The organism is Caballeronia sp. LZ043 (assembly GCF_031451075.1).
Classification (GTDB): domain Bacteria; phylum Pseudomonadota; class Gammaproteobacteria; order Burkholderiales; family Burkholderiaceae; genus Caballeronia.
Map to the genome: position 1 here is coordinate 96,201 of NZ_JARUXT010000003.1, position 17,700 is coordinate 113,900.

The 17,700-nt window shown below is 63.3% G+C and carries 17 protein-coding genes; 5 read left to right on the forward strand and 12 right to left on the reverse strand.

The genetic code is table 11. The features are described 5' to 3' along the window. Positions 1-17: 17 nt before the first annotated feature. Entirely contained in the window at positions 18-728 is a 711-nt protein-coding gene (locus tag QCE64_RS20700) for a GntR family transcriptional regulator (RefSeq protein ID WP_309923080.1), read from the forward strand. Here the strand turns inward: QCE64_RS20700 and QCE64_RS20705 are convergent. From QCE64_RS20705 to glcC, 5 genes are all read right to left on the reverse strand, one after another. Next, complete coding sequence (locus QCE64_RS20705) at positions 715-1,155, reverse strand: aconitase X swivel domain-containing protein (RefSeq protein WP_309923081.1); 441 nt, start codon at positions 1,153-1,155, stop codon at positions 715-717. The genes QCE64_RS20700 and QCE64_RS20705 overlap by 14 nt on opposite strands. Then, on the reverse strand, positions 1,142-2,395 hold the full coding sequence (locus tag QCE64_RS20710; RefSeq protein WP_310005964.1) for an aconitase X catalytic domain-containing protein: 1,254 nt from the start codon (positions 2,393-2,395) through the stop codon (positions 1,142-1,144). The genes QCE64_RS20705 and QCE64_RS20710 overlap by 14 nt, the downstream gene beginning before the upstream one ends. A 76-nt stretch (positions 2,396-2,471) precedes the next feature. Continuing rightward, the gene (dld, locus tag QCE64_RS20715; protein WP_310005966.1) at positions 2,472-4,202 is read right to left on the reverse strand and encodes a D-lactate dehydrogenase; all 1,731 of its coding nucleotides are present in this window, start codon (positions 4,200-4,202) and stop codon (positions 2,472-2,474) included. Positions 4,203-4,209: 7 nt separating this feature from the next. Next, positions 4,210-5,523 (reverse strand): MFS transporter, encoded by a 1,314-nt coding sequence (locus tag QCE64_RS20720; RefSeq protein ID WP_310005968.1) that lies wholly within the window; start codon positions 5,521-5,523, stop codon positions 4,210-4,212. A gap of 214 nt (positions 5,524-5,737) precedes the next feature. Continuing rightward, positions 5,738-6,505 (reverse strand): transcriptional regulator GlcC, encoded by a 768-nt coding sequence (gene glcC / locus QCE64_RS20725; RefSeq protein ID WP_310005970.1) that lies wholly within the window; start codon positions 6,503-6,505, stop codon positions 5,738-5,740. Between the two features lie 237 nt (positions 6,506-6,742). On the opposite strand from glcC, the gene fae reads away from it, so the two are divergent. Further along, positions 6,743-7,276, forward strand: a complete 534-nt coding sequence (fae, locus tag QCE64_RS20730; RefSeq protein ID WP_310005972.1) for a formaldehyde-activating enzyme — start codon at positions 6,743-6,745, stop codon at positions 7,274-7,276. A 36-nt stretch (positions 7,277-7,312) separates the two neighbouring features. Here fae and QCE64_RS20735 read toward each other — a convergent pair whose 3' ends face one another. Beyond that, on the reverse strand, positions 7,313-7,903 hold the full coding sequence (locus tag QCE64_RS20735; RefSeq protein WP_310005974.1) for a transcriptional regulator: 591 nt from the start codon (positions 7,901-7,903) through the stop codon (positions 7,313-7,315). After that, entirely contained in the window at positions 7,851-8,276 is a 426-nt protein-coding gene (locus tag QCE64_RS20740; protein ID WP_310007316.1) for a DUF6516 family protein, read from the reverse strand. The genes QCE64_RS20735 and QCE64_RS20740 overlap by 53 nt, the downstream gene beginning before the upstream one ends. Positions 8,277-8,522: 246 nt before the next feature. On the opposite strand from QCE64_RS20740, the gene katG reads away from it, so the two are divergent. Together katG and QCE64_RS20750 are read left to right on the forward strand one after the other, a co-directional pair. Continuing rightward, positions 8,523-10,790 carry a catalase/peroxidase HPI gene (katG, locus tag QCE64_RS20745; protein ID WP_310005976.1) on the forward strand — a complete coding sequence of 756 codons (2,268 nt, stop codon included), beginning with the start codon at positions 8,523-8,525 and terminating at the stop codon, positions 10,788-10,790. A 150-nt stretch (positions 10,791-10,940) separates the two neighbouring features. Beyond that, positions 10,941-11,756 (forward strand): isocitrate lyase/phosphoenolpyruvate mutase family protein, encoded by an 816-nt coding sequence (locus QCE64_RS20750; RefSeq protein WP_309932966.1) that lies wholly within the window; start codon positions 10,941-10,943, stop codon positions 11,754-11,756. On the opposite strand, the gene QCE64_RS20755 is transcribed toward QCE64_RS20750, so the two are convergent. The 5 genes from QCE64_RS20755 to QCE64_RS20775 are packed head-to-tail and all read right to left on the reverse strand — an operon-like array spanning position 11,737 to position 16,105. Further along, positions 11,737-12,213 carry an NUDIX domain-containing protein gene (locus QCE64_RS20755; protein WP_310005978.1) on the reverse strand — a complete coding sequence of 159 codons (477 nt, stop codon included), beginning with the start codon at positions 12,211-12,213 and terminating at the stop codon, positions 11,737-11,739. The two genes, QCE64_RS20750 and QCE64_RS20755, sit on opposite strands and share 20 nt — an antisense overlap. Continuing rightward, positions 12,210-13,508: an adenylosuccinate synthetase gene (locus QCE64_RS20760; RefSeq protein WP_310005980.1), complete on the reverse strand. Its 1,299-nt coding sequence runs from the start codon at positions 13,506-13,508 to the stop codon at positions 12,210-12,212. The genes QCE64_RS20755 and QCE64_RS20760 overlap by 4 nt, the downstream gene beginning before the upstream one ends. Positions 13,509-13,518: 10 nt before the next feature. Continuing rightward, on the reverse strand, positions 13,519-14,190 hold the full coding sequence (locus tag QCE64_RS20765) for an HAD hydrolase-like protein (RefSeq protein ID WP_309923102.1): 672 nt from the start codon (positions 14,188-14,190) through the stop codon (positions 13,519-13,521). Next, positions 14,187-15,353 carry a hypothetical protein gene (locus tag QCE64_RS20770; protein WP_310005982.1) on the reverse strand — a complete coding sequence of 389 codons (1,167 nt, stop codon included), beginning with the start codon at positions 15,351-15,353 and terminating at the stop codon, positions 14,187-14,189. The genes QCE64_RS20765 and QCE64_RS20770 overlap by 4 nt, the downstream gene beginning before the upstream one ends. After that, positions 15,350-16,105 (reverse strand): HisA/HisF-related TIM barrel protein, encoded by a 756-nt coding sequence (locus QCE64_RS20775; protein ID WP_309932975.1) that lies wholly within the window; start codon positions 16,103-16,105, stop codon positions 15,350-15,352. The genes QCE64_RS20770 and QCE64_RS20775 overlap by 4 nt, the downstream gene beginning before the upstream one ends. A gap of 247 nt (positions 16,106-16,352) precedes the next feature. On the opposite strand from QCE64_RS20775, the gene QCE64_RS20780 reads away from it, so the two are divergent. Beyond that, positions 16,353-17,699: a pyridoxal-dependent decarboxylase gene (locus QCE64_RS20780; RefSeq protein WP_310005983.1), complete on the forward strand. Its 1,347-nt coding sequence runs from the start codon at positions 16,353-16,355 to the stop codon at positions 17,697-17,699. The last annotated feature ends 1 nt before the right edge of the window (position 17,700 follow it).

Consider the following 17,700-nt stretch of genomic DNA (forward strand, 5'->3'; position numbering starts at 1 on the left):
TCGCATAGCGGAAACACATGTCTTCAGCCGTGACTCCACTCCGCCGCCGCGCCGAAGTGCCCGATTCCGGCGACACCACGCGCAGGATCGTGCGCACGACGACGGTCGAACTCGTCACCACGGCGCTGCGGCAGCGCATCCTGTCCGGCGATCTCGCGCCCGGCGAAGTGCTGCGTCAGGAAGCGCTCGCCGACGAACTCGGCGTGAGCCGCGTGCCGGTGCGCGAGGCCATCACGCGGCTGGTCGGCGAAGGCTTGCTGACCAAGGTTCCGCACAAGGGCGCGTATGTGGCGGAGTTGTCGATCGGGGAAGTGCAGGAGACGTTCGAGATCCGGCTGAGGCTGGAGCCGTGGCTGTTTTCTCAGGCCATTCCGCATATCAGCGACGCCGAGATCGCGCGGGCCGAAAAGCTCGTGAACGAGATGGATCAGGCCGAATCGGGCATGTGGGGCCAGTTGAACTGGCGTCTGCACGAGACGCTCTATCTGCCCGCCGGGCGCGACATCACCTTGCAGATGCTGCGCGGGCTGCACGACCGCAGCGACCGCTATTTTCGTTTTCAGGTCGTGCAGGTGCCGATCCGCGAGCAGTCGCACGACGAACACATGAATCTCGTCGAAGCATGCCGGAAGCGCGATGCCAAGCTCGGCGCGAAGCTGCTCGAACAGCACGTGAAGACGGCCGCGCAGCAGATCATCGCGGTGGTCGAAACCATCATGGCGCGATGAGGCGGACGCGCGCGGGCAGTGCGGCGTCGCGGGCGTCGATGTCGATCTCCATGTGATCGGGCGCTGCCGCGATCTGCGCGAACGCGGCTTCATCGACCATCACGACGGGGACGTGCTTCGCATAGAGCTCGTTCGCGACGATGGCGCCGATCGACAGGATCAGGTCGCGCTCGGTCAGCACGATGCCGACCGGTCCGGTGCCGTTGCGCACGGCTTCCGCCAGCACGCTGCTGCTCGAACTCGACCCGCGTGCACGCGGCATCACGAGGATGCGCGCCGCGAGGCTCGTGCCGTGACCTGCGTGCGTGGCATCGACGATCACGCCGCGCGCCGCGTCATAGCCGCCCCAGAAACTCAGCGGCGGCAACGCAATGCTTGCCGCGCGCGCGTGGCCCGGAACCAGCGCGATTGCTTCAAATGCTTTCATCGAACCACACCTGTCCTTCGAAGGCCGAGCGCACGCATTCGCTCATGCTGCCGAACGCCACCGTCACGCCGATGTTCGCGGGCGCGTAGTGCGCCCATTTGCCGGAATTGGTCATCACGAGCCCCGTCACCTGCTTCATGACCGGCGTGATGTACGTGCAGGTATCCACGACGATCTGCACGCCGCGCTCGCCGAGCGTCTGCGCGATGCCGTCCTGCTCGAGTTGCCACAGCACGAAACGGCTCGTATTGACGTAGAAATCGCTGCGCGGCTTGCCTTCGTGACGGTCGAACAATGCGGCGAGCGTACGGAATTCTTCGACGGAAAAGTGCGGCGTACCGAGACTCACGGCGGCCAGCGCATCGCCGGGCCGTGCGCGGCTCCAGCGTGCGCGCACCGCCGCGAGATCCGCCGCGCTCACACGCAGCGTGCGCTCGGGCGCGCGGCCTTGCAGTGCGGCGTCGAGCGTCGCGGCTTCCGGCGTGATGCCGACCGCATGGAACAGCGCCACCGAACCGCTCGATGCCGCCGCCGCGCCGAGCGCCTTCAGTTCGTCTTCGGTGGTGTCGGCGGGAAGGCCGGTGATCGCGGCGACCGTCGCACCCACTTCGCCGCCGAGCACGAAGCCGAGCGCGGCGAAGTGCGCGTCGCGATGCGGCGATGCGCTCACGTCCGGCGCCTCGATCACGACGCGCGCCGCGCGATTCTCCGTCACATGCAGTCCCGCATGCGGCACGCGGCCGGTGATGGCGGCGGCGAGATCGAGGAAGTCGCCATAGCGGCTCGTGCGCGCGCCGAGCACCGAATTGGCGAAGACGATGGCATTGGATTCGGCCCAGGCAATCTGATCGCCGAGTTTCGGCCGATGCCGCAGTTGATACGGCGCGCACGTGAAGCTCGCCTCGCAGCCGAGTTCGACATGCGCCTGCATCAGCCGCGTGCCCGCGCTGGCGAGTTCGGCGTCGCCGCGAAACAGTTCGGGATGAATCAGATCGAGCGAGCCGACGTTGAGCGTAGTCGGCACGGACACTTTCGCGCCGCTCGCGACGAAGCGTTCCACGAAGTCGAGACTGGCCGCGCCGTGATAGAGACAGCCGTCGATGTGCGCCGACGTGATGTCGATCAACGCGCGGGCGTCCATGACGCGAGCCGTCGCGGCGACGATGCGCATTGCGAGCGCCACGCCTGCGCCGAAATCGCCGTTGAGCATCGCGCGGTCGCGCGGACTGAGAGTGAGCATCGAGCGGAACGAGGTGAAGAGGGTCCGCGTCAGGATAGCGGATTTGCGCCCCGTTCTCAAAGCAAGTCCGCGACCTTTACTCCCGATATGCCGCGAACTTCGAAGTCTTGCCGATGCCCGGATTCAGGCAGTTGCACGGATCGAGCTTGCGATAAAACTCGGCGAGCTGCGGCTTCGCTTCGTACAGATGCCCGACATTGTGCTCGGCCGGATATTCGGCGCCGCGTTCATCGAGCAAGGCGAGCATCTCGTGTTCGAGCGCCATGCAGTCGTGGCCCTTCGCGACGATATAGTCCTGATGGAACACGTGACACAGGAAATGTCCGTAATACAGCTTCCGCAGGATCGGCTGCTCGATCGGCCGCGGCAACTGCTCGAACCACGCGCGATCGTCGCGGCGCAGGGCGATGTCGAGCGCAACGATATCCTCCACCTCCCGATGATGCACCGCGCGATAGCGCACCGCCGCACTCGCCGCCGCGAAGCGATGCAGGAAGGCGCGGCGGCCTTCGTCGTCGGTACATTCGAAGTACGCGCCGGTACGCTCGTCGCTCGCGAAGTGCTGCTCCAGATACGCGCGCGCCTCCGCGACGCCGGCCGCCGGAACCTTCAGCATCAGGTGATGCGCATAACGCTCGCGAAAGTCCAGCAGACGCGCGGGCAGATGCTCCGGCAGACGCTCGCTGAACCATTGGAGCAGACGGTCCGTCAGGTGCTTCGGCATGAAGCCGAAGCGCTCGAACCAGGCATCCGCGCGCGTCTTGAGATTGAAGAACAGCGGCAGACGGCCCGTGCCGAACCGGTCGATGATGACGAACAGATCCTTGCCGTAGCGGCGCGCGACATCGAACGCATCGCGGTGCAGATATTCGCCTGCCACCGGCAGATGTTTGAAATTCGCCAGCACGTGCCGCCGCAGACGGGTCAGCACGGCGGTGTCGTCGGTGCCGATGTAGAAGACCTGCGCGCCGCGTTCGGCCGCGAAGGTGTCAAGCCGCACCGCGAAGGTCATCACCTTGCCCGCCGAACCCGACGCTTCGAACAGCCGTCGCGGGTCAGCGTTGAAGCGCGCGGGCGTGGGCGCATCGACGTCGCGGACGTGCGTCGCATAGTCGTGATCCGAGGCCGCGGCGCCTGCGTGGACATCGGCGTCGCTGAACGCACCGCTCTCGATACGCGCCAGGATCTCTTCCGGCGCGCCGCCGAGTTCGATGCCGAGGTGATTGACGAGGCGCGGCAGGCCCGAGGCATCGACGACGGCGAACAGCGCCATTTCCGTGTAGGCCGGTCCGCGATGCACGAGCGAGCCGCCCGAGTTATTGCTGATGCCGCCCAGCACCGACGCCCCGATGCACGATGAGCCGATTACCGAATGCGGTTCGCGTCCGAGCGGCTTGAGCGTGGTTTCGAGCTGATCGAGCGTCGTGCCGCCGATGCACACCACCTGGCTGCCGCCCTGGAGCAGATGCACGCGCCGGATGCGCGTCGTGCTGACGATCACGATGTCGCGGTCATAGCCGTCGCCGTCGGGCGTCGAGCCGCCGGTCAGCCCGGTATTCGACGCCTGCGTGATGACGATGGCGCGCGCCGCGCAGCATGCGGCGAGCGTGCGCCATTGTTCCAGCAGCGTGCCGGGGCGCACCACGGCCAGCACGCGACCGGCGCCGAAGCGATAGCCGGTGCGGTAGCGGCGGGTTTGCGCATCGCCGGTGAGCACGTTGCGCGCGCCGACGATCTCGCCGAGCGAAGCCAGCAAACTCTTGCCGGCGTGCGCGAACGGGACGGAGGTCTGGGCCGTATCGGACATGGCGGTCTCAAGCCTCTTTCGGGCCGGGGGCGGCGGCAGGGGAACCGGCCGTTGCACGCTGCGTGAGCGTCAACAGCGCGCCCAGCAACAGCGCCGCGGCAACCACGGCAAGGCCGGCGTTCGTGCTGTGCGTGACGTCCTTCATCCAGCCGATGATCGACGGGCTGACGAAACCGGCCAGATTGCCGATGGAATTGATCATCGCGATACCGGCTGCGGCAGCGGTGCCCGTCAGCACGCTGCTCGGATAGGTCCAGAAGACCGGCATCATCGAGAGCACACCGGCCGTGCCGAGCGAGAGCGTGAGCATCGCGAGCATCAGGTTGCCGGTGTGCAGCGTGCTCGCATAGAAGCCCACGGCGGCGGCGAGTGCAGCGACGGCAAGATGCCGGCGCCGTTCGTTGCGACGGTCTGAACTGCGGGCCACGAGCGTCATCGCGACGATCGCGACCGCGTAGGGAATGGCGGTGAGCAGGCCGACATCGAAGGCATCCTTGACGCCGGCGGCCTTGATGAGCGTCGGCAGGTAGAAGCTCACGCCGTACAGGCCCATCATGCAGCAGAAGTAGATCGCCGCCAGATGCCACACGCGGCCGTTGGTCAGCACGCTTTTCAGCGAGTGATCGGCGTGTTCGGGGGTGTCGCGCGAGATGTTGTCTTCGAGAAGCAGCTTTTGATGCTCGTCGAGCCACGAGGCCGCGCGGATCCCGTTGGGCAGCATGAACAGGGTCAGCACGCCGAGCAGCAACGAAGGAATGGCTTCGAGCAGGAAGAGCCATTGCCAGTTGGCGAGCCCGTGGACGCCGTCGAACGCCGCCATGATCCAGCCGGACAGCGGGCCGCCGAGCACGCCGGCGACCGGAATGCCCATCATGAAGAGCGCGTTCATGCGGCCGCGTCGCGTGGAGGGATACCAGTACGTCAGATACAAGACGATGCCGGGAAAGAAGCCGGCCTCGGCGACGCCCAGCAGGAAGCGCAGCGTGTAGAACATGGTTGGCGTCCTGACGAACAGCGAGGCCGCCGACACCAGCGCCCAGGTGATCATGATGCGGCTGATCCACACGCGCGCGCCGACGCGATGCAGAAGCACATTGCTCGGCACCTCGAACACGAAATAGCCGATGAAGAAAATGCCCGCGCCGAGTCCATAGACCGATTCGCTGAACTTCAGGTCGTTGAGCATCTGCAGCTTCGCGAAGCCGACATTGACGCGATCCAGATAGGCGGCGACATAGCAGATGAAGAGGAACGGCAGCAGACGCCAGGTCACTCTGGCGTACGTGGCGTTTTCGAAGGCGGGGGTGGATTGTGGCGTCATCGCGTGTCTCCTGGTGCGTGTGCGACGTGTGCGGACTTGCGCCGCAACTGAGTGGCTGACGCGCATTGTTCCGCGACCGCACGAGGCTGTCGAGACACCGGACCAGTGGTCCGACCAGTTATTGTTGGCGTGCCAGATGGACTTGATCGCCGTGTTCAATCAGGACGCGGCTGAGCGAATTTCCGCACGGCAATGCGGCGCGCGTGCTGCCGGGCTACTGCCAGCCTTTCAGCCGCAGCGTCGCCCGCACGAGGCGCTGTTCCTCCGCCTCGATCTCGCGCAGGCAGGCCGTGGTGGTATCGATATGCGTGCTGGCGGCCTTGCGCGCGAGTTCGGGCTGCTTGCCGAGCACGGTCTTGTAGAGGCGGGCGTGCTGCTTGTCGATGACCCGCTTCTCGGCCGCGCGGTGATAGAGGTTGTTGACCGACGCGAAGACCGAGCTCAACAGCAGGTCGGTCAGGGAGCTGAGCGTGTGAACCAGCACGGGGTTGTGCGAAGCCTCGCAAATGGCGAGGTGAAAGTTGTAGTCGAGCTGGGCGCGCTTCGACTCGCCGATCTCGCTCTCGCTGGCGGCAAGCATCTCTTCGTAACGGCGCGTGATGAGCGCGAAATCCGCCTGGGTGCCGCGCAATGCGGCGAGTCGGGCCGATTCGGCTTCGAGCATCGCGCGCACCTCGAAGATGTCGTAGAGCGTGCGGGGCTGCGAGCCGAGCAGATGCATCATCGGCGTGAGCGCGGGCTGCGTCGTGAGCGCGGCGACGAACGAGCCGCGTCCGTGCGAGGTCTCGATGATGCCCCGCGTGCGCAGCACTTTCAGCCCTTCGCGCACCGCTGAGCGCGACGCGCCAAGCTTCACCGTCAGCCGCCGTTCGGACGGCAGCGCCTGACCCGGCTTCAGGACGCCATCGACGATCAGGCTTTCGATACGTTCCGCCACGACGTCCGCGATCTGCGACGCGTCTTCCGGATGGGATGGATGCATGGCATGTCTCACTGGTCCGACCACTTGAAGCACTCTAGCATGGGTCATGCGGGACGAGCATCGATCAGCGCGATCAGCTGAATCTCAGTCAATCTGTCACGCCGCGCGGACAGTGTGTCCCTGCGGACAGACCGAACACAGCGCCGCGCCTTGTCCGGGCGCAATGGCACCGTACTTGCATGAGGGTGGCCCCTTGATCGACCGAATCTTTACTCCGTCCTGAAAGGAGAAGTCTTCATGAATCCGGATCTGACCTTCCGCGCCGGCGAGGCCACCGTGCTTGCCGCTCCCGGACAAACCACCGATGCGATGCCGGAAATATTGATTGGCCGGGTGGACGGTCCCGTAGGTCACGCCTTTGCGAACATGATGGCGCAGTCGAAGGGACACACGGCCATGTTCGCCATTCGCGCGTGCAATCAGATGGTCCGCCCCGCGACCATGATCGTGCCGAAAGTGACGCTGAAGGACATGGCGAACATCGACCTGTTCGGCGGTGTGGTGCAGTCCGCGACGGCGGATGCCGTGGTCGATTGCCTGATCGAAGGCATCTTGCCTAAGGACCAGGCCAACGACCTGTGCATCATCAGTCTGGTGTGGATCGACCCGCGTTGCGCCACCGACGCGAACCTCGACAAGAAGGACATGTACCGCACGAACTACGAAGCCACCAAACTGGCTATCCAGCGGGCGATGACCAACGAGCCGAGCGTCGACGAGCTCATTGCGAACCGCCACAGCATCAAGCACGACATGGACGACTGGAGTTAGTCCGGAGCCATCGCGCGGCGCTCGTCATGCAGCGGCTCAGCGGCCTCCTGCCGCGCGTGTTTCCTTCTTGCGCGGAGCGGCTTCCTTGCGCGGACCGGGCGACGCGTTCACGGCCTCCGCCGGCAGCGCCGCAGCGAGTGTCTGAGCCGCGGAAGCGGCGGGCTGGGTGAGATCCGCTGTTTTCAAGGTGAAATTGACGTGCACCGTGTCATAGGGAAACACGATGCCGCCGCTCTCGTCATGTTCAAGCAAGCCGGTTTCGAGCAGCGCCTTGACGTCGCCGTGAACGCCTTTCACGTCGCGTTCGATACGCCGCGACAGTTCGCGGATGGACATGGCGCCCGCGCCGGTCATGGCGCGGATGATCTGCCAGCGCGACGTGGTGAACGTGCGGAACAGCAGTTCAGGGGTGGCATAGGAGAAGTGCGCGCCCTGAGCCTTGCCGGCGGCTGCGGCCTGTGCGCGTTTCATGACGTCGTCGAGGGACGACACGCTTATCGTGACGGTCTTCATGGTCTTGACCTCCATCTCTGCAAGATTTCCATATCCATCCTGAAGTCGGCCAGCAGCTGATTCAGTGAGGAAAATCAAAAGGTGACCCGGTGTTCGTGAAATGACGGTGGTCACCCTTGCGACGCTCGTTGTCGTAGCGCAGCACGCACACGTTCCGCGCGACGAACGCAAGCCTGTACTTCCACGAATGCGAGCATCCCGGAACCGGCACAGGAACTTGCCAGATCTTCATTTCAACGAGCGAGTCTGGCGAGAGCTCATGGCGCTCGCCAAGGATCAGAATGGCTTTGCCTTTGCTGTTGGACATTGTGACAACACATTGTGGTGTTGTCGAAACTTCCAACGTCTGCCGGCACCATTTGCCGGACGGCGGACTTGACGAAGCATGAGGATCGAGGCTCGCACAGTTCGTCATGCCGGGGCCGTCATACGCTGCTAGACTGAAAAGCTCATTGCGGAGGCGCTCACGCATCCCGCAGCGCAGCATCAGCAAGCCGTGAACGGGTGGCGAGCCTATAGCCGGCCCCTATCGGCCGCATTGCGAAAATCGCATTCTATTGATGGTGGCTGTCACGTATTTTCTGAAATACGGCAGGACCGGCGGTCATGCGAACTCCGCATTGCCGCACGCATCGATTTCATTCACGGGTGCGGGGCGGATTCCCCGGACCCGACGTCAAGGCAGGAGCACAGCAGAACAATTAGTGGGACCGTCCTCGCAAGGAGATAGCGCATGTCAAACGAATCGAAGTGTCCGTTTACTCATGCCGCCGGTACCGGCACGACGAACCGTGACTGGTGGCCCAGGCAGCTACGCGTAGATCTGTTGAATCAGCACTCCGGCAATTCCAATCCACTCGATACCGGCTTCAACTATGCCGAAGCCTTCAAGAGTCTCGATCTCGCCGCGGTCAAGAAAGACCTTGCCGCATTGATGACCGACTCGCAGGAATGGTGGCCCGCCGACTTCGGCCACTACGGTCCGCTCTTCATTCGCATGGCGTGGCATAGCGCGGGTACCTACCGCATCGGCGATGGCCGGGGAGGCGGTGGCCGCGGCCAGCAACGTTTCGCGCCGCTCAACAGCTGGCCCGACAACGTCAGTCTCGACAAGGCCCGTCGCCTGCTCTGGCCGATCAAGCAGAAATACGGACAGAAGCTTTCCTGGGCCGACCTCATCATCCTGACCGGCAATGTCGCGCTGGAAACCATGGGCTTCAAGACCTTCGGCTTCGCCGGCGGTCGCGAGGACACGTGGGAGCCGGATCAGGACGTCTATTGGGGCAATGAAAAGACCTGGCTCGGCGGCGATGTGCGCTACGGCAAGGGAGCAGCCGGCAATGACGACGACCAGGGCGTCATCACCGCCGACGTACAGAAGCACGGCGAGGAAGAAAGCCGGACCGACGGCGGCCGCAATCTCGAAAATCCGCTCGGCGCGGTGCAGATGGGCCTGATCTACGTCAATCCGGAAGGCCCGGACGGCAATCCGGATCCGCTCGCCGCCGCGCACGACATCCGCGAGACCTTCGCGCGCATGGCGATGAACGATGAGGAAACCGTCGCGCTGATCGCGGGCGGACATACCTTTGGCAAGACGCACGGCGCGGGTCCGGCCGACAACGTCGGTCCCGAGCCGGAGTCCGCCGATCTCGAAAACATGGGCCTCGGCTGGAAGAACAGCTTCGGCAGCGGCAAGGGCGCGGACACCATCACGAGCGGTCTGGAAGTGACCTGGACCACGACCCCGACGAAATGGGGCAGCGGTTTCTGGGAAAACCTCTTCGGCTACGAATGGGAGCTGACCAAGAGCCCGGCCGGCGCGAATCAATGGGTGGCGAAGGACGCGGGCGAAACCGTTCCGCATGCGTACGACGCGTCGAAAAAGCTGAAGCCGACGATGCTGACCACCGACCTGTCACTGCGCTTCGATCCGGAATACGCGAAGATTTCAAAGCGTTTCTGGGAGAACCCCGACCAGTTCGCCGATGCCTTCGCGCGCGCATGGTTCAAGCTGACGCATCGCGACATGGGACCGAAGGCCCGCTATCTCGGACCGGAAGTGCCGCAGGAAGAACTGCTGTGGCAAGACCCGATTCCGGCCGTCGATCATCCGCTCGTGACCGATCAGGAAGTCGCGGCGCTCAAGCAGAAGGTGCTGGCGTCGGGGCTGTCGGTGGCGGAACTGGTGTCGACGGCATGGGCGTCGGCGTCCACGTTCCGGGGCTCGGACAAGCGCGGCGGCGCGAACGGCGCGCGCATCCGGCTTGCGCCGCAGAAGGACTGGCAGGTCAACGAGCCCGAGCAGCTGGCGAAGGTGCTGAAGTCGCTCGAAGGCATTCAGGGCGAATTCAACGGCGCGCAATCCGATGGCAAGCGCATCTCGATGGCCGACCTGATCGTGCTGGCGGGCGGCGCAGCCATCGAGAAAGCGGCGGAGCAGGCCGGGCACCAGGTGACCGTGCCGTTCACGCCGGGCCGCATGGATGCGTCGCAGGAGCAGACCGACGTCCTCTCGATGTCGGCGATGGAACCGGTCGCCGACGGCTTCCGCAACTACGTCAAGGACGGCATCCGGGTGCCGGTCGAGGCGCTGCTGATCGACAAGGCGCAACTGCTGACGCTGAGCGCGCCGGAGATGACCGCGCTCGTGGGCGGACTGCGGGCGTTGAAGGTGTCATCGGGGAACGGCGCGCACGGCGTCTTCACCGACAAGCCCGAAGCGCTGACCAACGACTTCTTCGTCAACCTGCTCGACATGAACACGGAGTGGCAACAGATGTCGTCCCGCCGCGATGTGTTCGAAGGCCGCGATCGCAAGTCGGGGCAGCGCAAGTGGACCGGCAGCCGCGTCGATCTGATCTTCGGCGCGCATTCGGTGCTGCGGGCGTTGTCGGAGGTGTATGCCAGCGCGGACGGCCAGGCGAAGTTCGTCAATGACTTCGTTGCCGCGTGGAGCAAGGTGATGGATCTCGACCGCTACGATCTGAAGAAGAGTTGAAGACGAGTTGAGGAAGTAAGCGCAGGCCGGCATCCGGCGTGACGAACGGCGACCTTCCCCGGTCGCCGTTTTTCATGGCGGGCGCGTTGATGCCGGAGAGGGTATTGTCTACGCTCACGCTCACGCTCGCACATCGACAGGAGACACGTCATGCCCCGCACCACCGCCGAGAAGCGCGCGGCCTTTCGCGCGCTGCACGAATCGGGCTGCTTCATGCTGCCCAATCCCTGGGATACAGGTTCCGCGCGCTATCTCGAAACGCTTGGTTTCAAGGCGCTCGCGACGACGAGTTCCGGCTTCGCTTGGTCGTGCGGGTACGCGGACAATCACGTCTCGCGCGATGACGTGCTGGCGCACCTGCGCGAGATCGTCGCCGCGACGGACCTGCCCGTGAACGCCGACTTCGAAAGCGGTTTCGGCGCGACCTCGGCCGAGGTCGCGGAAAGCGTCAGGCTGGCGGTGGCGACGGGCGTCGCGGGTTTGTCGATCGAGGATTCGACTGGCGATGAAGCCGCGCCGTTGTTTGCCATCGAAGTCGCGGTGGAACGCATGCAGGCGGCGCGGCGCGCGATCGATGAAACGGGCGGCGATACGCTGCTCGTCGGGCGCGCGGAGAATTTCTTCGCCGGCAAGCCCGATATCGACGACGCCATCGCGCGTCTCAAGGCTTATTCCGCAGCGGGCGCCGATTGTCTCTACGCGCCCGGCATCAAGACGCGCGAGCAGATCGAGGCCGTGGTGCGGGCCGTCGCGCCGAAGCCGGTGAATCTCCTGATCGGCGGCGTGTCCGACTTCACGCTGGATCAGGTCGCGGCGCTCGGCGTGCGGCGCGTCAGCGTGGGCGGCGGACTGGCGCGCGCCGCGTGGGGCGGTTTCATGCGCGCGGCGCAAGGTCTCGTCGACGGCCGTTTCGACGGATTCAAGGACGCCGCCGCGGGCAACGATCTCAACGCGATCTTTCGCTGAGCGCCGACAGGACGCGGTGCGCGTGCAAAGGGTGCGCCGCTTCGACGATGTCGAGCGGCGCATCGAAGCGAAGGCCGGGTTCCAGCGCGAGCGGGATCAGCCAGCGCAGGTTGGGAATGACGCTGTCCGGCAGCGCGTCGACCGGGAAGATGCCGATCTCCTCGGATTCGCCGCGCCGCGCGGAAAACGCCTCGGCGCTGCTCGTGAAGAAGAAGTCGATCCTGTATGAACCGGGCCTGACAAGTCGCACGTAGTTGATCCAGTCGTCAGGCGTCGAGGCGACCATTGCTTCTTCCATGAACTCGCGCGCCATGGCGTCGGCGGCGGTTTCGCCCGGCTCGACCTTGCCGCCCACGCCATTCACCTTGCCGCGCTGCCATTCGGGCTTCAGCTTGGACACCAGCACGACGTGGCGCTTGCACTCGGAGAACATGAATCCGGTGACGTACTCGATCATGCGCTCAGCTCGGCAATTGCCAATGGATGATGGCTGCCGATCCTGATGGTTTCGCTGCGGTCGGCGCCGTAGGAAACGAAGCGGATCTTCGCGGACAGGTGCGACTGGATGAAACCAAGGTAATGCCTGAGTTCGGCGGGAAAGTCATCGACTGAATCATATCGGCCGGTCAATGGCGGCCAGCCAGGCAAACGCTCATAGACCGGTTCGACGTCCTCGAATTGCACCAGCGCCTCATTCGCCGACACCGCGCGTCCATTCAGGCTATAGCCGGTGCAAACCGTTATCTCCTTCATGCCGGCCAGCACGTCCACATTGGTGATGGCGATTTCCGTCACGCCTGCCAGCCTGACCGCATGATCGACCAGCGGCAGATCCAGCCAGCCGCATCGTCTGGGCCGCTTCGACACCGTGCCGTATTCGTGGCCTCGCTCGCGAATGTAATCCGCGCGCTCATCGTCGAGTTCCGTGGGAAACGGCCCGTTGCCCACCCGGATCATATAAGCCTTCATGACGCCTAGCACATGCATCTTGTGCGCAGGGATGCCCATCATGCCGAAGCAGTTCTGCGGCAGCGTTTGATAAGCGACCGTGTACGGATACGTGCCGAATGCGCAGTCCAGAAAGGCCGCCTGCGATGTTTCGAGCAACACGCCTTCGTTAGCCGCCAGTGCTGCGCTGATTTTTTCGTCGGTGAAACACTCGTAGTGTCTGACGGACTTGCCGAGTTCGAGAAGCTTTTCGAACTCGCAATCGAATTCGAGGTCCAGCGTGCCCCCGAATACCTGTTCGATCTGTTTCTTCCGGATATCCCACAGCAATGAAAGCCGCTGCCGCAGCGTGTCGGGATTCCGCGTGTCGATCAGCCGGATGCCGTGCCGGTTCGACTTGTCCTCGAAACACGCGCCCACGCCGACGCCGACCGAACCAATCTTCTTCGCGCCCTTGAAGTTCTCAGACGCCCGGTTCAGCCGGGCGTGAATCGGCAACACGATATGACAGCGGGGGTCGATATGAATCTTGTTGTCGGGGTGGACGGACTCGATATAGGCGATTTCGCGTTCCAGGGTTTCGAGACTGAGCAGCGAACCCTGGCATACATAAAGTTCCTTCGCGCCTTCGAGCGTGGCGGGAATCTGCGAGAACGCGGCCTTGGTTTCACCGACATTCACCGTGTGTCCGGCATTCGCGCCGCCGTTGAAACGGGCGATATGCTTGTAGCGCCGCGAAAGATAATCGACGAACTTGCCCTTGCCTTCATCCCCGAATTGCAGGCCCATTACAGCATGAAACATGAATGACTTCCTAAAGAGATTGATCCAGCGCGATCGCGTCGGCGAACGTCGCGGCTTGCATCAGGGAATGAGAGACAGGTACGCCAACTTGTGAAAGGCGTTCATGGCTATGGGTCCCCGATGAATACAGAACAGCGTGAACACCGGCAGCGCGCGCGGCCAGTGCGTCATCGATCGAGTCGCCGATCACGACAATTGCACCGGCCTCGACGCCATGCGTTTCTTTCAGCAAATCGATGTGCGCGACCAGGTGATCGAGCTTGCCATTGCGCGTAAGCGGAAGATCTCGTCCGTGAACGTAGCAAAAGTACGCATCGATTTCGAAACGGCGGATCATGCCGGCAAGCACGGGGTGTTTGAGCAGCGAGCAGATGGATTGACTCGTCCGGCTCGCGATAACTTCGCGTGCATCGTGAGCCAATGGCGCGAGATGAATCGCATCCCGATAGTAATCGTTGAAGATCACGCCGATGGCATCGAGTTCGGCATCCAGAATTTCTCTTCCGAGAATGCTGCTGTAGAAATCATGTACCGGGACGCAGTAGAGAGCGCGGTAGTCTTCGAGCGATAACTCGCCAAGCTTGAAGTGTCGCAGTGCGCGATTGGTGGCTTCCAGGGCAATGCTCACATCGTTCAATAACGTACCGTTCCAGTCCCAGACAATATGTGCTTCGTTATTCATTGCATCTTGCTATGTGTGCAGGAACACGACTGGACGAGTGCGAAGAACCCGGCCGGCGCGCGCGGGCGGTTTTTCAACGTCGCCATATCGTGTCTCGACTGTTCCATGGAGACCGGCATCGCACCGATATCGTCGACGAGCGACAGCAGCGATGTCGAGAAATCGGCCCATTGGTCGAGCGTCGTGTGGTAGAGATTCGAATCCTCAGCGACAGGAAATTTCCTGAGCAGGCGGTGATGTCTGAAACTCCAGGGAGAGAGCGTATCGAGCCGCTGCGCATCGAAAATGGCTTCGTCATGCTGATAGCCCGTGACGCGAAGCATCTTTTCCCAGTGCAGTTCCGCAGCCCAGGGCCCGACTACCGCGTCAGGCGCCGCATTCAGGATCTCTTCGGCCCGGTTCAATGTATTGCCCGTGCCGCAGTTATCGTCGATGAGACGAATTCTCTTGCAATGGGCAGTACTGCTTCCCCAGATCATGTCCGAATTGTTTTCGGAGTCGTCGTAAGCAGAGAGTTTCAGGAAGTTCAGTTGCGCGTCATGAATGGCCGCAAGCAACGCAGCCGGCGCACCGCCGCCCAGCAAAATGCCGATGCAGCAATCCCACTCCGCCTCCCGTGAAAGCATGCCGGCCGAGATCGACAGTGCGTGATTGTCGCCTTCGAGAAACACCCGAGGCACCGAATCCAGTACTTCGCGCGGCATGGCATCTCTGGAAAAGCGCGCGGTGGGCGGCACATGCGACGAACCGAGAAGCAGCGCCACCAGTTGTCCGGCGTATTCCTTGATTGCATCGATGAGTGGAATGATCGCGTCATTGCTGATCTGCTTTGTCAGACACGCATCAAGCATTCTCAGCAACTTGTTCAGAAGGTGATCGGCGAGAATGTAGCGGGCGGGGCGGGAGCACAGGTTGTTATCGCATTCGAGGTTCTCGTTGATTGCAGAAAGGACGAGGATTTCTTCCAGCAGGTCGCGGCCGCTCGCCGTTCGATAATAGTTTTTCGAGCGCGATGCCATGCCGCTGTCGTGCGTGCCGATCAGCGCTGGAAAATCTCGCACATCGCGGTGAATCAGATCGAGCTCGTGCAAGCCTCCTCTCATGTCACCGAGGAGGCCGAACGTGGACAGGCTCGGGAAACGGCTCAGCCATGAACGGGTCATACGGTCGCAATCTGCCCTAGCTGTGCTTCGATCTCGCCGTACGACAGACTGCCGCAATGCAGCGCCTGCCCCAGCACCGTTCCTTCCACGCCAATAGCCTCGAGCGCGACGATATCCTCGATGCTCGACACGCCTCCGCCGGAAACGACGGGCTTGCAGGTTCTTTTCTTCATGGCTTCGAGCAGGCGAAGATTGGGGTGATTCATGGTTCCGCCCCGGTTCACGTCAGTCACCACGTAGCGCGGGCATCCGAGTTCATCCAGTGTCGCCAGTTTCGGCCACAAGTCTCCCGATTCGTCATTCCAGCCGCGGCTGGTCAGCGTATAACCGGAATCCGACTCGCGGACGTCCAATGCAATGGCAATCTTTTCGCCATATCGCCTGAAAAGACTTTCGCACCAATGCGGATTTTCGAGCGCCGCCGTGCCGATATTGATCCGGGCGCATCCCGCGTCGATTAATTGGGCAACGTCAGTTTCAGTCCTGATTCCGCCGCAGACCTGCACGTTGGCTTTAACCCGCTTCAATAGTTCGATGATCAGATGCCGGTTGTTTCCCTTGCCTGCGGCGGCATCCAGGTCGACCACGTGAATCCAGCGCGCGCCCGCGTCCTGAAAGGCAAGCGCCAGATCGACGGGACTGCCCAGCTGCTCTGCTTTCATGTCCTGACCGAGCGTGGCGGCAATCGCGGTTCGGGAAGTCAATGCATTCGAATCAACGATATCGACCGACGGATATAAAGTGAAATTCATGCTCCTCCTCGAAGTGTGCTTTTTCGAGAGATTCAATGAGATGACTGGCATCAAAAGGAATGAATCGAATCAAGGGTAAATATGAATTGAAAATATAGGCCGGAGTTATTTTGAGAGTAATCCAGAAGTAATCTGTTCATAGACAACCATCAACTATTAGCTGACTTCAGGCTGCAATCTGGCGATGCGCGCACGATCGGCGCGCGCAGGTGACAATGAGCTTCTTTCCGACATAGCCAGGATTCGCATGGACGAACTCACGCTGCTCGCCGACGCCAACGACCGCGCCCGCCGCTATCTCGAATCCGCCGCCACGCGCCGCGTGTTTCCCGATGCCGCGGCACTCGCCGGCCTCGAAGCCTTCGACGAGCCCTTGCCCGATCACGGCCACCCGCCGTCCGATGGCCTTCGGCTGCTCGACGAAAAAGGCTCTCCCGCCACGGCGGTATCCAACGGCCCGCGATACTTCGGCTTTGTCGTCGGCGCGACGCTGCCTGCCGCTGCTGCGGCCGAACGGCTGATGCTGGCGTGGGACCAATGCGCGTCGTCGTTCGACAACTCGCCGGTCTCGGCGACCATCGAACGCATTGCCGCGCGCTGGGTCGTGGATGTACTCAGGTTGCCGGAGGGCAGCGCGGTCGGCTTCGGCACCAGCGCGACCGCCTGCACGATGGCGGCCATCGCCGCGGCGCGCCGGGCGTTGCTGGCGCGCAAAGGCTGGGACTTCGACGCGGACGGGCTGATCGGCGCGCCCGAAGTGAAAGTGGTGATCTCAGAGATGGCGCACATCACCGTCAGGAAGGCGCTGCGCATCCTGGGCTTCGGCATGAAGCGCGTGATCGTCGCGCCGGCGGACGAATACGGGCGCATCGATCCCGAACGCGTGCCGCCGCTCGACGACATGACCATCTTCTGCATGCAGGCCGGCGAAGTGAACACCGGCGAGTTCGATCCGTTCGCCATGCTCGTGCCGCACGCAAAAGCGGCGGGCGCGTGGGTACACGTGGATGGCGCATTTGGCTTGTGGGCGCGGGCGTCGTCGAAGGCGTTTCTGACGGACGGCATCGACGGCGCGGACAGCTGGACCACGGACGGCCACAAGTGGCTGAACACGCCTTATGACGGCGCCATGGTGATCTGCCGCGACGCCGCCGCGCTCGCTTCCGCGATGAACAGCGATGCCGTCTACCTGACCGGCGCGCCGGACGCGCAGAAAAACCTGACGCTGGAGTTCTCACGCAGGCCGCGCGGCATTCCGGTCTGGGCGGCGTTGCGCTCGCTCGGGCGCGCGGGTGTCGCGACGATGATCGAGCGGCATTGCGCGCAGGCTTCACGAATCGCCGAGGGCTTGCGCGAGGCGGGCTACGAGGTGCTCAATCGTGTGGTGATCAATCAAGTGCTGGCGCGCGCCGCGACCGACGAGCAGACCGTCGCGATCCGTCAGGCGGCGCAGGCCTCCGGCGATACCTGGTTCGGCGCCACCGTGTGGCAGGGGCGGCCCGCGTTCCGGATCAGCGTGTCGTCGTGGCGCACGACCGACGAGCACGCGGACCAGCTGGTCGCGCTGCTCGCCGATCTCAAGCGGCGCGTCTGAA

Excerpts from the sequence above, each read along its gene's own strand:
- QCE64_RS20700 (WP_309923080.1), top strand. The coding sequence starts at position 18 with ATGTCTTCAGCCGTGACTCCACTCCGCCGCCGCGCCGAAGTGCCCGAT.
- QCE64_RS20705 (WP_309923081.1), bottom strand. The coding sequence starts at position 1,155 with ATGAAAGCATTTGAAGCAATCGCGCTGGTTCCGGGCCACGCGCGCGCG.
- QCE64_RS20710 (WP_310005964.1), bottom strand. The coding sequence starts at position 2,395 with ATGCTCACTCTCAGTCCGCGCGACCGCGCGATGCTCAACGGCGATTTC.
- dld (WP_310005966.1), bottom strand. The coding sequence starts at position 4,202 with ATGTCCGATACGGCCCAGACCTCCGTCCCGTTCGCGCACGCCGGCAAG.
- QCE64_RS20720 (WP_310005968.1), bottom strand. The coding sequence starts at position 5,523 with ATGACGCCACAATCCACCCCCGCCTTCGAAAACGCCACGTACGCCAGA.
- glcC (WP_310005970.1), bottom strand. The coding sequence starts at position 6,505 with ATGCATCCATCCCATCCGGAAGACGCGTCGCAGATCGCGGACGTCGTG.
- fae (WP_310005972.1), top strand. The coding sequence starts at position 6,743 with ATGAATCCGGATCTGACCTTCCGCGCCGGCGAGGCCACCGTGCTTGCC.
- QCE64_RS20740 (WP_310007316.1), bottom strand. The coding sequence starts at position 8,276 with ATGCTGCGCTGCGGGATGCGTGAGCGCCTCCGCAATGAGCTTTTCAGT.
- katG (WP_310005976.1), top strand. The coding sequence starts at position 8,523 with ATGTCAAACGAATCGAAGTGTCCGTTTACTCATGCCGCCGGTACCGGC.
- QCE64_RS20750 (WP_309932966.1), top strand. The coding sequence starts at position 10,941 with ATGCCCCGCACCACCGCCGAGAAGCGCGCGGCCTTTCGCGCGCTGCAC.
- QCE64_RS20755 (WP_310005978.1), bottom strand. The coding sequence starts at position 12,213 with ATGATCGAGTACGTCACCGGATTCATGTTCTCCGAGTGCAAGCGCCAC.
- QCE64_RS20760 (WP_310005980.1), bottom strand. The coding sequence starts at position 13,508 with ATGTTTCATGCTGTAATGGGCCTGCAATTCGGGGATGAAGGCAAGGGC.
- QCE64_RS20765 (WP_309923102.1), bottom strand. The coding sequence starts at position 14,190 with ATGAATAACGAAGCACATATTGTCTGGGACTGGAACGGTACGTTATTG.
- QCE64_RS20770 (WP_310005982.1), bottom strand. The coding sequence starts at position 15,353 with ATGACCCGTTCATGGCTGAGCCGTTTCCCGAGCCTGTCCACGTTCGGC.
- QCE64_RS20775 (WP_309932975.1), bottom strand. The coding sequence starts at position 16,105 with ATGAATTTCACTTTATATCCGTCGGTCGATATCGTTGATTCGAATGCA.
- QCE64_RS20780 (WP_310005983.1), top strand. The coding sequence starts at position 16,353 with ATGGACGAACTCACGCTGCTCGCCGACGCCAACGACCGCGCCCGCCGC.